General features: G+C 44.9%; 13 protein-coding genes. 7 read left to right on the forward strand and 6 right to left on the reverse strand.

Going from position 1 to position 13,241, the window contains the following annotated elements; all coding sequences use genetic code 11:
• Positions 1-531: 531 nt before the first annotated feature.
• Positions 532-1,083: a LysM peptidoglycan-binding domain-containing protein gene (locus FC51_RS05620; protein ID WP_225355032.1), complete on the forward strand. Its 552-nt coding sequence runs from the start codon at positions 532-534 to the stop codon at positions 1,081-1,083.
• 411 nt (positions 1,084-1,494) lie between these two features.
• On the opposite strand, the gene FC51_RS05625 is transcribed toward FC51_RS05620, so the two are convergent.
• From FC51_RS05625 to FC51_RS05650, 6 genes are all read right to left on the reverse strand, one after another.
• Positions 1,495-2,130 (reverse strand): TetR/AcrR family transcriptional regulator, encoded by a 636-nt coding sequence (locus FC51_RS05625; RefSeq protein WP_057910030.1) that lies wholly within the window; start codon positions 2,128-2,130, stop codon positions 1,495-1,497.
• Positions 2,131-2,140: 10 nt separating this feature from the next.
• Entirely contained in the window at positions 2,141-3,748 is a 1,608-nt protein-coding gene (locus FC51_RS05630) for an ABC transporter permease (RefSeq protein ID WP_057910031.1), read from the reverse strand.
• A gap of 1 nt (position 3,749) precedes the next feature.
• A complete protein-coding gene (locus tag FC51_RS05635; protein ID WP_057910032.1) occupies positions 3,750-4,670 on the reverse strand; it encodes an ABC transporter ATP-binding protein in 921 nt (306 codons plus the stop codon).
• 152 nt (positions 4,671-4,822) lie between these two features.
• Entirely contained in the window at positions 4,823-5,671 is an 849-nt protein-coding gene (locus FC51_RS05640; RefSeq protein WP_057910060.1) for an aldo/keto reductase, read from the reverse strand.
• Between the two features lie 783 nt (positions 5,672-6,454).
• Positions 6,455-7,228: a (S)-acetoin forming diacetyl reductase gene (locus tag FC51_RS05645; RefSeq protein WP_057910033.1), complete on the reverse strand. Its 774-nt coding sequence runs from the start codon at positions 7,226-7,228 to the stop codon at positions 6,455-6,457.
• 193 nt (positions 7,229-7,421) lie between these two features.
• Entirely contained in the window at positions 7,422-8,636 is a 1,215-nt protein-coding gene (locus tag FC51_RS05650) for an MFS transporter (RefSeq protein WP_057911219.1), read from the reverse strand.
• A gap of 178 nt (positions 8,637-8,814) precedes the next feature.
• On the opposite strand from FC51_RS05650, the gene FC51_RS05655 reads away from it, so the two are divergent.
• The 6 genes from FC51_RS05655 to FC51_RS05675 all read left to right on the forward strand — a co-directional run bounded on the left by FC51_RS05655 (position 8,815) and on the right by FC51_RS05675 (position 13,149).
• Positions 8,815-9,294, forward strand: a complete 480-nt coding sequence (locus FC51_RS05655) for a PH domain-containing protein (protein ID WP_057910035.1) — start codon at positions 8,815-8,817, stop codon at positions 9,292-9,294.
• Entirely contained in the window at positions 9,284-9,826 is a 543-nt protein-coding gene (locus FC51_RS12525; protein WP_225355033.1) for a PH domain-containing protein, read from the forward strand. The genes FC51_RS05655 and FC51_RS12525 overlap by 11 nt, the downstream gene beginning before the upstream one ends.
• A 56-nt stretch (positions 9,827-9,882) precedes the next feature.
• A complete protein-coding gene (locus FC51_RS12530) occupies positions 9,883-10,737 on the forward strand; it encodes a PH domain-containing protein (protein WP_225355034.1) in 855 nt (284 codons plus the stop codon).
• A 58-nt stretch (positions 10,738-10,795) separates the two neighbouring features.
• Entirely contained in the window at positions 10,796-11,641 is an 846-nt protein-coding gene (locus FC51_RS05665; protein WP_057910036.1) for an aldo/keto reductase, read from the forward strand.
• Between the two features lie 117 nt (positions 11,642-11,758).
• Entirely contained in the window at positions 11,759-12,823 is a 1,065-nt protein-coding gene (locus FC51_RS05670; RefSeq protein WP_225355036.1) for a lipoate--protein ligase, read from the forward strand.
• A gap of 17 nt (positions 12,824-12,840) precedes the next feature.
• Positions 12,841-13,149 (forward strand): glycine cleavage system H family protein, encoded by a 309-nt coding sequence (locus FC51_RS05675; RefSeq protein ID WP_057910037.1) that lies wholly within the window; start codon positions 12,841-12,843, stop codon positions 13,147-13,149.
• The last annotated feature ends 92 nt before the right edge of the window (positions 13,150-13,241 follow it).

Raw genomic sequence — 13,241 nt, forward strand, 5'->3', positions numbered from 1 at the left:
ATCTTCTTCACTTATTATAACGATCAATCGCGGTTTCTCCTAGCATGAGTGTTTAAGTGGCCGTGAAAGAGTGAATTCACCACTTTTCTAATCTGTAAAGGAAATAATGGGCTCCAGCCACCATTTACACAACTTTTACATTCATTTAATGGGAAAGAGGCTTCTTTAACTTTAACAAGTTTGTAACAACCTGCTCGAATGGTACCCGTATCATGGAACGCCATTGTCACACTTTTGTCTTATTTGTAAACGCGGTTGACGGTCGAGTGAGATCTGATATTATATTTGCGTGATTGATTTATGCGGCGTTCACTTCAGTTAATCAATCATCTTCCAAAATCATTTTCAAAGCATCCAGAAGTGTTCCGGAACACTTATTTCAATTCAAGCATTCATCAGATTTTTGGAAGTCAGGTTTTCGTTTCAACTGTGAACGTAATTCTAGAAACAGTAATCTAAAAGGTGGTTATTACAATCAAAAAGAGTCTATTAACATTATCCGTAGTTGCAGGTGTCTTAGGATTCAGTGGCGTGGCTGCAAGCGCAAGCACTTATACCGTTAAGTCGGGAGATACGCTGGCTGAAATCGCTGCAAAACACAATGACAGTGTCGACGGAATTGCAAAGCGCAATAAATTAACCGACAAGAACCTCATTTTAGTCGGTCAAAAGCTCGAAATTGGAAAGAATGCCAAGGCATCAACGTCCAAAGCCAACAAAAAACACTTGAAGACGTCAACGTCAATTAAAAAGGGATCGGCTCACACTGCTGTAACATCCCAATCATCAAGTGACAGCAGTTCAACAACTGACGCAACAAGTAGCGCAACAACTACGCCAGAAGCATTCCAGTCACAAGGTGTGATTTACCAGGACGGTAAAAAGTGGACCTACTATACGGGTGCCGCATTTGCCGATGGAACGACAAATCACGGTGGCTATGATGCAGACGGCTACTTAATCGTCGCAGCCCCATCGGATGTTCCATTTGGAACCCATGTCCAAACCCCACTAGGTGAAGGCGTGGTTCATGACCGCGGAACAGCGATTGTGGGAAATCATTATGATCTGGTAATGCCCTAGAGTGTGACGAGACCCGGGAGATGCGGTTTCTAAGGGAGCTTTGGGTTGAACCCCGAACTTGGGTTTAGCCCAAAGCTTTCTTAGAAGTTAGCATCTGGGTCGTCGGAACACGTTTTAACAGAGTGTGACGAGCAACGGGGTGGCACGGAGAACTAAGTTCGCTTTGAATTAAATCCTGGTTTGGGATTTAATTCAAAGCGGCTTAGATCGCAGTGCCAGTTGCATCGGACCACGTTTCAACTATCATAAGAGCAAAGCTACCACAAACTAAGCAAATAAATGCAAACCAAAAACACCAGTACGCATGCAAGCACATGTTGATACTGGTGTTTTTTTGAATCAGTCTGATAACAACAGAAGCTTAACAAATACAATCAACAAAGGATCCCAAGTAAATCGGCGTTGCCGTCGCTACCCAACAATTCCATTTTCAACCATATCCATATACTCCTTTATTTCATCGATAATGTCACCCATATCCTCCATCCGCTTCACTTCTGGGTGCTGCTCAAAATATTGTTGAATGTCCACCATGACCATTGCGAGTGTGTTCATCAGATACTTTTTGACATGATCCCGATTCAATCCCGGACGTAAAACCATTTTTTTGAGCATTGCGTTAATGACTTGATTTGATACAACGGTTTCCCATTTTGAGAAAATATCGAAAACTTGTTTGCGAACTTTTGGTGGAATCATTGAATCCTGGCTGTATACCCTGGTTAATAACGCAAACTCGCTTGGATATTGGTGCGACAGTTGTGTTTTGTATCGAGTGGCGTTAATAATCATGCTGACCAAGTCATCTGAATCCGTCCAGACGCTTAGATCAACCACGTCGATTAAGGTCTTCATTGCCATCTGCACCGCTGCTACATACAATTTCTTTTTATTGTCAAAATACCTAAAGACCGAGCCTTTGGAAACCCCCGCCTTCTCAGCGATTGTATCCGTGCTTGCCCGGTATCCGGCATCTCCAAATTCCTGAACCGCAGCGACCAAAATTGCCTTTTCCTTGTCAGGATCACGGGGTAATCGTTTTGCCATTTTCGTCCTCCTAACTTTCCAAGTCGCGGTTCTGATAACCGATAAATCCAATGATAATCAGGACAATTGCAATCCCCAGCATCCACATTAACGGGGTGGCATTAATTGATTCGATTGGCACCTTTCGCGTCCAGTAAAACGGGGATAATTGAAGCGACCACTTTGGTAAATCCATCAGGTTTCCAAAGTATGTGATCATGAACGCCACACCCAGATATGCCCATACTAATGAGCGGATCTTCGGATAAATCCCGATAAAGGCCACTGTCAGTGACATAAACAGTACAACTGACGGGAAATTTGCAATGAAGGTTTGCCAGTAATCATTAAACGCAATTGGGTGTTTCATCACCACATTCCCTGCCGCCATGGCACTTAAAAGGGCAACCATTAACATAACTGCTGAAACGACCAGCCCAAACATGACGTAGGTTGCTAATAGATACCCACGGCTTTGCGGCTTCGTGAGAACCATCTGTAAGTAGCCACGGCGTTCTTCCGTGACCAAATGGGTGACAATCATCATTCCGGCAATCACTGCTAACAAGCTGAAGATAATCCCCAACAAACCGACAAATGAGAGCACCTGCAGCTTTTCAATGTGTTGAACGCCACTTTGACCGAGGACCTTTTGAATCGTTGGTGAGGTGTTAAAAATCTTGCCAATACTATTGAACACCGATCCATAACTGGCGCCCAGAACGGCCATCCCGACAATCCAAAAAATCGTCATTGACTTTTGATTCCAAAGTAGAAGTGTGGCCGGCCCTCGAAGAAAATGACTTCGCCGATTACCCGGATTAACATGAATCACACCGGCATCAATGTCTCGTCTGCTATTTAAGATGATCGCAATCAGAAACGCGACTACCCCCAGTGCGATTAACAATAAGACCGGAAACCAGTTGTTATGTCGATAGATCTGAGTTTTCTCCAACCAGCCCAACGGTGAAATCCAGGTGTACTTTGGGTTGGAAACGTCCGTTACCATCCGAATCAGATAAGCAATCCCTAGAAATGCGTAATTGTACATCGCGACGTTATGACTATCCGCTACCAACTGAGAAAAGATTAACGAAATCATTCCGAATGCCCAGCCGACAGCGGCAATCGCTACAGCTGCCAACCAGGTCCCATTGACATCACTTCCCGGCATATCAGCAATTAACGTGCCGAACCCAGTGATCAACACGAAGCCGACATTTGCGATCAGCAATTCGAGCGCCGCCGCCAAGATTGGTGCCAAGCGACCTACCGGGTGGCCACCAAGAATCATTTCGGTTAGTCCTGACTCTTCTTGCCCGCGGCTGGCACCAACCGCCAAGGTGTAATTAAAAATGATAATAAACAACCCCCAGAAAACCGCCATCTCCGAGGCAAAAATCAACGCCGTCGTTAAATGACCGCTGGGAACATTCCCAACCAGTGCGACCATCGCTTTGGATCGCAAAGTCGACCCAATTGCCGCAATTTGTTTCGGGGTGCCATAGATGCTGTCGAATTTGGCCGCCACTGCCACAAAGACACCCGCCAAAACGACCAGCCAGCCGATGATCTTGAACCAATCACGCTTTAAATTAGCCTTTAGTAACGCTAAGGTTTGTGTGTACTGTTCCATCTTACTCACCTACTTTTTGGTCATCATCAGAATGGTAGTAACGTAGAAAAAGATCTTCCAGCGTCGGCGGCGTGGTTTTCAGTTGCACAATTGTCTGTGCGGTCAATAAGGTCATCACGGACCCAATTTGGTCGGAATCCACGGTAAATTCAGCCATGGTGTGCTGGTCATTTTTGAAGTTCAACTGGTGCACACCTGAAGCTTGGTCAAGGCCATCCAGTGGTGAAGCTGTTTTGACAGCGACCACATTTCGCGTTAAATGCTGCATCGATTCAAGAGAGCCGGTCTCAATGACTTTTCCTTCCCGAATAATGGAAATCGTATCGCACATTTTTTCGACTTCCGATAAAATATGACTTGAAAGCAGAACACTTTTGCCGGCATCTTTCAGTGCGGCAACCTGTTGTTGGAAGATGAGTTCGTTCAGCGGGTCCAGCCCAGAAGTTGGTTCATCAAATATATAAAGGTCAACATCAGTTGAAAACGCCGCAATCAGTGCGACCTTTTGCCGGTTACCTTTGGAATACGTCCGATTTTTCTTACTGGTATCCAACTTAAAGGCCTTGATTAATTCATCAGTCTTGGCGGTATGCTGCTGCTTTGACATGTGAAGCAACATGTCAATCGTCTGCCCGCCAGTCAGATTGGGCCAGAGGTAAACGTCGCCTGGAACATAAGCCAAATTTTTGTGGATTTTAACCGAATCTTTCCAAGCATCCTCGCCAAAAACAGTGGCCGAACCGCCGGACTCCTTAATCAACCCGAGAATCACGCGAATCGTAGTCGATTTGCCAGCCCCGTTTGGTCCGATAAATCCAAGCACTTCGCCACTATGAAGCTGAAGATTAACATCTTTTAGGGCCGCCACTTTTCCAAATGATTTTTTGAGCCCCTGAACATCCAAAACTAATTGATTTTCCATCATGCCCACTCCTTTCGAGTAGCCAACGAACCTGTTAATTAAAAATTCACCCTGAGTATAGCATAAATGACTGAACAGTCAATAACCGAGCAGTCATTATTGGAAAATAAAAAATCAGGAGCTCAAAACTCCTGATATAAGTGGGTTTAATTTTACTTTTGAATATCTGGAACCTGTTCGATTTCATTGCCATAACGCCCATTTGGATTATGCCAAGTAAAGTCGTCATACCATAGATCCCGTTTGTTTTCATCTAATTGATTAATGCGTTGAACGTCTTCAGCACTCAGCGTAAAGTCAAAGATGTCACTGTTTTCGACAATTCGCTTCTCATGAACTGATTTTACAACCGTGACGATGTCTCTTTGCCATTCCCAACGTAAAATAATTTGGGCAGCTGTTCTGCTATACTTCTTTGCCAATTCATCGATCACTGGGTTCTTTAAAGCTTTACCAGCCCCAAGTGGTGACCAGGCTTCCAGTTGAATACCATGGCTGCTATCAAAGTTCAAAATTTCTTTTTCTTGTTGTGTTGGGTTGAATTCCATTTGATTAACAGCAGGAACGATTTCTGATTCTTCCAGCAATTTGCTCATGCGGTCGTTATCGAAGTTTGAAACCCCAATTGCACGGACTTTACCTTCTTTGTAGAGGCGTTCCAATGCGTGGTAGCTTTCCATGTAAGTCGCGTCAACTGGCCAGTGAATTAAATACAGGTCAACATAGTCAAGACCAAGATCGGATAATTGCTTATCCAAAACCTTGGAAACCTTGTCGTAATCGCCTTGTTCACCGTTGTAAAGCTTGGTGGTAACAAACAAGTCCTCACGCTTCAGGCCTTCTTGCTTCATGCCCTCGCGAATACCTGCTCCGGTACCGGGCTCATTGCCATATTCACGGGCAGTATCAATGGCCCGATAGCCGTGTTTGATGGCTGTGATGACCGCGTCACGCGAATCATTATTACTGGTTTTCCAAACGCCGAGACCCAGGCGTGGCATCTCGACACCATTATTTAATTTAATCGTTGATTGTAATCCGTCCAAGAAAAAACATCTCCAATCTTTAATGTTGGTACCCTTTAAGCATAACATATCGATTGTCGGGAATGAAAATGATCAGCTGGAAGTTTTTTGCGGGTTCGCAGTCCGTGAAGTGCGATGAGAAACGTTCATCATTGCCGACTTCTCCTTGGATTGATTTCCCCTGCTAAGTTGAACGCCATCCTACAAATTGGTTTCGTCTGTTTGGTTACTTTGAGGTAAAGTCAGCTTTTGAAATGCGCTCCGACGACCGCAAACGTAGTGCAGCGTCTAGCCTCTTGGCGACGGCCCAGGGCCCTACTGTGCAAGAAAAAGTCGACAACGATAAACAAGAACCGTTCATCATTGCCGACTGCTCCTTGGATTGATTTCCCCTGCTATATTGAACGCCATCCTACAAATTGGTTTCGTCTGTTTGGTTACTTTCAGGTAATGGCAGCTTTTGAGCTATGCTCCAACGACCCAGCGTCTAGCCTTCTTGGCGACGACCCAGGCCCCTAATATATTAAGGAAAAAAACCAGCGACGAACAAAGTGCGTTCAGTTCGCATTGTTTATTGAAGATGATGCCACAAGAATGAGTGCGCTTATTTTATTTACTGCTCCCTTCAGCCTCCGAGCTATGCTCCGACGACCCAGGGCCCTACTGTACAAGAAAAAGCCGACAACGATGAACAAGAACCGTTCATCATTGCCGACTTCTCCTTGTACTCCGGGCCCAAACAGGTCTCGTCGCACACTTTTACTGAAATTGCATTCCGCCATCCACAATCAGCGTCTGGCCCGTTACATAATTTGAATCTTTTCCTGCTAAGAATGATACGGCAGCTGCTACATCTTCTGGTTCGGACAAACGCTTCAGGGCAATGTCCTTAGCGAATGTTTGCATTCCCCATTCATCATCCTTGCCGGCGTTCTTTCCTACTTGATGCGCAATATCAAACATCATTGGTGTCTTTACGATACCTGGTGCGTATGCGTTTGCCGTGATTCCTTCTTCAGCCAAATCTCTGGCCAACACTTGGGTAATTCCACGGACCGCAAATTTAGTTCCTGAGTATAATGCCAGGTTCGGGTTACCGACAACCCCAGCTTGTGAAGTTGCGTTAATAATCTTGCCACCATGACCCAACTTCTTAAATGCTTGATGAGCTGCTTGTGCACCCCATAAAACACCCCCAACATTGACGCCATATACGAGTTTAAATCGGTCTGGGGTAATTGTATCAATTGGCGTTGTTGGTCCCAAACCAGCGTTGTTAACAATTACGTTGAAGTCGCCGAACGTATCAACGGCTTTGTCAACTGCAGCGAATACCGAATCGCGGTCAGAAACATCAGCCTTGATGCCGATTGCTTCTGATCCATCAGGTGAAAGCTTCTTAGCCACTTTTTCAGCATTGTCAATATTCAAATCAACAACGGCCACTCTAAACCCATCATCATGCAGTCGAGTCGCGATTGCTTCACCGATTCCTTGACCTGCTCCAGTAACGAATGCAACTTGTTTTGCCATAATTGTTACCTCCATTTGAAAATCATTTGTGTATATCTTGTATACGTTTTCATTGTACCTGATTTTAATCATGCCGTATACAAAAACTATTTTTAATTTGGAAAATAAAAAACAACCTGATCAGAGCATTCTCCGTTCAGGCTGTTAAGTATGATAAGGACAAGGCCGGTGACGTTCGTACCGCCCCAAAACCTTAATCTGTTTCACTATTCAAATTTACTGAGAAATGGTCCCGAATCCAATACGTCATCACCCACGAGATAAATAGGAAAACGATCACGACAAGGTATGGTAAGTGATAGCTAGTGTCCAGTAAGGCCCCAGATACAATCGGGCCAACAATATTGCCGACACTGGTCAACGACATATTAACCCCGTTGATCAGCCCCTGCTTGGTCACACTAGCCTTTGTCAGCAAAGTGGTAATCGCCGGTCGAATGAGATCGTAGGCGGTAAAGACAATCAAGGTGGCAATAATGACTTCTAATTTGGAATGGGCCAGAATAATCCAGCCGGTGCCTAAGAATGAAAGTAAGAAGCAGTATCGAATCAATCGTTTTTCAGTCAACCAGACAACCAGACGGTCAAACAAAAGCGCCTGAAATGTCAATGACGTTACCCCGTTTAACGTTAATACCAAGGCAATATTACCCATGGTGAAACCAAAAACTTCATTTACGTACAGACTGTAAATACTTTCAAAACCGACAAGCCCAAATGAGGAAATCAGAATCAACAAGAATAACAATCCCATTGGTCCTGAAAATAGTTTCTTCGCCTGGGTCCATGAAGCCCGCTTGGGTGGTCGGCTTTGAGCTGGCACCGGGTGGTTGGCCGCAATTTTTTCAATCTCTTTTTCATTTGGCAGCATGGTCCACAATGAAATCATACTCAGCAGTCCCAAAACTGCCGCAAACCAAAATGGCGTCTTGTAATCAAATTTGGCCAGGATTCCACCAATACCAGGTCCCAGAATCAAGCCCCCGCTGAAGGCCGCTGAAAGCAGGCCAATAATTCGGGCCCGTTGCCTTGGTGTCGTTAAATCAGCTGCCAGCGCATTAGTCGTCGGGACCACCATTGCGGCCGATAAGCCACCAATCGTTCGGGAAATATCAAACATCCACAACCAGTTGGTCATCGCAAATAAGACTTCGGACAGCATGTACAGTAACAGTCCAGACACCAAGATCGGTTTTCGGCCAATCTTATCAGACAACTGGCCGATAATTGGGGAAGCCACCAATTGTGCGATAGCAAACAGCGAGTTCATAATCCCCATGTCAGTGGCGGACAAATGTAGTTCGTTCTTGATGAACGGCATGACCGGAAAAATCAGACTCATTCCAATACACACCAAAAAGTTTCCAAATATCAGGACAATTATCGCGTTTCTCACCTTTTTCGACAATTGATGGCCCCCTTTCGTTTTTCGTTAAAAGCATAAAAACAAGTATAACGCTATAAATGCTCTCATGTCCACCACAACGCTTAATTAATGTAGAATTAATCTATGGTAAAATAACCCGTTTTTTTGTAAACTTAGGGCAACTATCCATGTTGTGCGCTTATTGAAGGAGGTAATCATCGTGAACGAATCATCTCATCTCCCCAAACAAATTAAAACCGTCTGGCGCATTTCAGCCGTTTTGAACGCACTGTTGGCTGCGGTCGTCGGCCTCGGTGCCATGATTGGTTACCATTTTTTCCACTTCCAGTGGCTCTTCTACGCCGCCGATTTCTTTTTTGTGGTTGCCGTCATTGACCTAATCGTTGAACTGACACTAGTCCCATACCGCTATTCCTTTTGGTTATATACCCTGACCGATAATGCCGTTGAATTGCGTTCCGGCTTTATTTTTCGCAAATTAATTTCGATTCCAATCGCCAGAGTCCAGGACGTTACGTTATCGGCCGGGCCAATTTTACAATTTCAAAAGCTGCAGGAAATCCGCATTACCACTGCCTCGACTTCCCATAAGATTGACGGTGTTGAACCGGCCGTCGGCGAACAACTCCGTAAACAAATCATGAAATTGGCGGTGGAGGTGGGCGAAAATGACGTCTAATAATCGTCAACACTTAAATCCATTATCTATCGGCTATTTTTTGTTTCACCATACCTGGGACACGCTCATCCTGTTATTTTTGAGTTTGAATCCCATTACCAATTTGTCGCGGAAAATCGGGATTGACCCAATGATTGGATTTGGTGGCTTACTCTTAATCATTCTTGGCTTATACGGCATCAAATATTGGTTTTTTACCTTTGAATTTGATAATGAGATGCTGACCATCAACACCGGTGTCTTTGTCAAAAAGCACACCCATATTCCGTACGGCCGCATCCAAACCATTCAGCATACCCAATGGTTTTTCCTGGTTCCCTTTCATTTGGAAAAGCTGCAGATTGAAACGGCTGGCCACGACGAAAAAGCCCCAGAAGCAGTTCTTCCCTTGGTTAATGAACGAGTCAGAGCAGAAATTGAAAGAAAACGACTTGGAAAAACGCGGTCAAATGACATTCCCGTGAGCCGGATCAAGGCGACAACACCGCTTTTAAGCCAGTTGCCGATTACACAATCGACCCGCATGAGCTGAATTTATTTGCCCTCACCTCGCTTGGCATTTTCCCAATTATCGGTGCCCTATTTGCGTTGTTTGGTAAAATCCAAGAAGCAATTCCAGAAAAGGTGATTGATTCGGTTGCCTCAAAACTGATTCACCAATCAGCAATCATTATCATGACGGTGGGTATTTTAATCGTTTTGATCAGTATTGCCGGCTCGTATCTGACCATCGTTCAAAAGTATTATAAATTCCGGATTAATTCCGACAACACCCAATTAAAAACCGAGCAAGGCCTTTTTCAACGCAACGCTGTCACTATTCCAATCGCCCGCATTCAAGCACTGCGTATCAAGCAAAACGTGATTCGTCAGTGGCTAAGACTAACCACTGTCCAAGCACTTGCAGCATCCTCCGCCGGTGACGACGAAAAGGGCAATGATTTAATGATTCTGCCAGTGGTTAAAACCCAAACCGCCTTTTCGACGACTTCCAGATTTGTCAATTGGGCACCCCATCAGTTGAGCGGGATGGCGCGCTTAAGTCGCCGCAGCTACTGGTACTTTATCCGAAATGCGTCACTCATGAGCCTGATCGTTATTTTTCCGTGTCTGTATTTCTTCAAGGGCTGGGGCTTACTGAGCACACCATTATTCTTAATTGCCATTTTGTTGGGCTGGTATTCCGGGAATAACACCGGCTGGAAAATTTTGGACGGTCAGCTGGTTCTCCAAAACGGCCACTGGTTCACCCGTTCCCAATACGTCATCCCCCACAAAAATGTGCAGTCATTTTTATTTGTTCAATCGATTTGGATGACGCACTCCAAGCTCGCCCACATCCGCGTCAACGTGCGCCACGGCAATCAAAACGAACTGATTGAAATTCGCTATTTGCCCGAAGAATCCGGTAAAGAAATTTTTAATTGGTTAAAAATCAGGTAACAGTTAATGTGATTAAGCAGTATACTGATAAACAAACGACTTTTAGGAGGTTCAATCTATGAGAGAAGTCACCATTGGAGATTCAAATGTCCCTGCCATTGGTCTTGGGACTTGGCATATGGGCGATAATAACGCAACCCGGGGAACCGAGATTAAGGCACTTAAAGACGGCATTGCTGCCGGAGCCCGCGTGCTCGATACGGCAGAAATGTATGGTAATGGTCGCAGTGAGCGTTTAGTTGGAGAAGCGATCAAAGGGATGAACCGCGATGAACTTTTCATTATCGACAAGGTGCTGCCGTCAAATGCTTCGGCTTCTCGTCTTGAGCACAGCCTGGACACCAGTCTCAAGCAAGTTGGGACCGACTACTTCGACTTATACCTCTACCATTGGCGTGGGGCGATTCCGCTGAGTGAAACCATTTTGACCCTTCAGCAGATGCAAACCAAGGGTAAGATCAAGCACTGGGGTGTCTCCAACTTTGACATTTCTGATATGGAAGAGTTGCTCGAACTGCCCAATGCCGACCAGGTCGCTGCTAATGAAGACTTGTACAACCTCGGCAGTCGTGGCATTGAATATAGCTTGTTGCCATGGATGCGAGAGCGAAAGATTCCGTTAATCGCGTATACTCCCGTGGCTGCCGGCGATCAACGCGGCCGGTTGACTGCCGATCCCGTTGTCAAGCAAATTGCAGCGAACCATTCTGCTTCCGCTTGGCAAATCATTTTGGCTTGGGCGATCCGTGATGGAAATACCATCGCCATCCCCCAGTCAAACGATCCAAAGCACACGGTTGATAATGTCTTGGCGGCAAACATCACGCTGACAGCCAACGAACTCGCCCAGCTGGATGTGCAATTTCCTAAGCCAAACAGTAAGCAACCATTGGATATGAGATAAATACTAAAAAAGTAAATACACAAACTCGCTCCGTTAATCGGAATGGGTTACAATGCAGTTAGGCGAATAACGTCCAACTGCATTTTTATTTAAAGAAATTTGTAACCGCTTACTTTGATAAAGGAGCTGATTATTATTAGGTATATAGATATTTCAAATGGGGAAAAGTATTTAAATAGGCCAATGATCACTGATAGCTTGGCTAACTTTTTCATCACAGACCCCAAATTTACTGAACCTGTTTTCTTCTTTTCACGGCCACCACAATCCGCTGTCGTCATTGGAGTTAACCAAGATGTCTATTCCGAAGTCAATTTGAATTTCATCCATGAGCATAACATTCAACTTTCACGTCGTTTTGCGGGCGGTGGCGCTGTCTTTGTTGATTCCGGCAATTTAACTTATACCTTCATCGACAACTACGACGGCACCAACTACGGTGACTTCAAACGTTACGCTCAGCCCGTTATCTCCACCCTCAAGAAACTGGGGGTTGATGCCAAAATGACTGGTCGAAATGATTTAACCGTCGACGGCAAAAAAGTTTCAGGAATGTCTGCCTTAAAGATCGGCAACCGTTTCTTATGCGGCGGCACCTTAATGGTCGATGTCGATTTGGCAGCAGCTGCCAAGGCACTGACACCGCCCAAAGCCAAATTGCAGTCGAAAGGTATCAAATCAGTTCACAGTCGGGTCACCAACATCCGTCAATTCTTTGATCCAAAATATAAAAATATAACCATGGAAGAATTACAGAATCGGATTTTACTTCAGGTCTTTCACGCCTCTGATCTCCGCGATATCCCGACTTACACGATGACGGATGATGATTGGAAAGCCGTTTTGGCAATTGCCGATAAAGCTTACACCGGCAACGACTTTGTCATGGGAGAAAAACCAAATGATGATTACTTCCGCGGTCGCCATTTTGATGGTGTCGGCACAGTTGAAATCAGCTTCTCGGTTCAAAATGACGTCGTCACCCACGCCAAAATCTATGGCGATTTCAACAACCCAAATGGTGACCTAAAGGCAATTGAGGCCAACATTACCAACGTTCCGTTTGCCAAAGCCAGCTTGACAGAAGCCTTCCGAACAAGTCACGTCAAAGAAAATATTGGCAACGTTGACCCTGAAGCACTGGCTGAAATGATGGTTAAAGACAACTACGATCTTAAGTAATGGAAAGGATGATTCACATGGCAGATAAAATAGATGATTCAAAGTACTTATGGACAGACAAAACCGATGACGGTCACACCCGAATTGGATTGAACGATCTGGCTCGAAATGAAATTGGTCAAGTCACCTTCGCTGAATTCCCGGAAAAATTGACACAAGTCGAAGACGGCGACCCAATTCTTTCATTTGAGGGTGCCAAAGCCGTTACTGAAATTCACACTCCGGTTGCCGGCAAGGTTGCCAGGATTAACTCCGATTTGATCGAACATCCTGAGTTATTAAACGAAGATAATCGGGACAAAACTTGGATTGTGGAACTTTTTTAGCTAAATCGATTTAAATAACGATAAGACGGGCTTCATGTGAGTACACGTGATGCCCGTCGCCTTTTGCAATTCATTAACCCCATGCTATACTA

Source organism: Lentilactobacillus parabuchneri DSM 5707 = NBRC 107865, assembly GCF_001435315.1.
Taxonomy (GTDB): Bacteria; Bacillota; Bacilli; order Lactobacillales; family Lactobacillaceae; genus Lentilactobacillus; species Lentilactobacillus parabuchneri.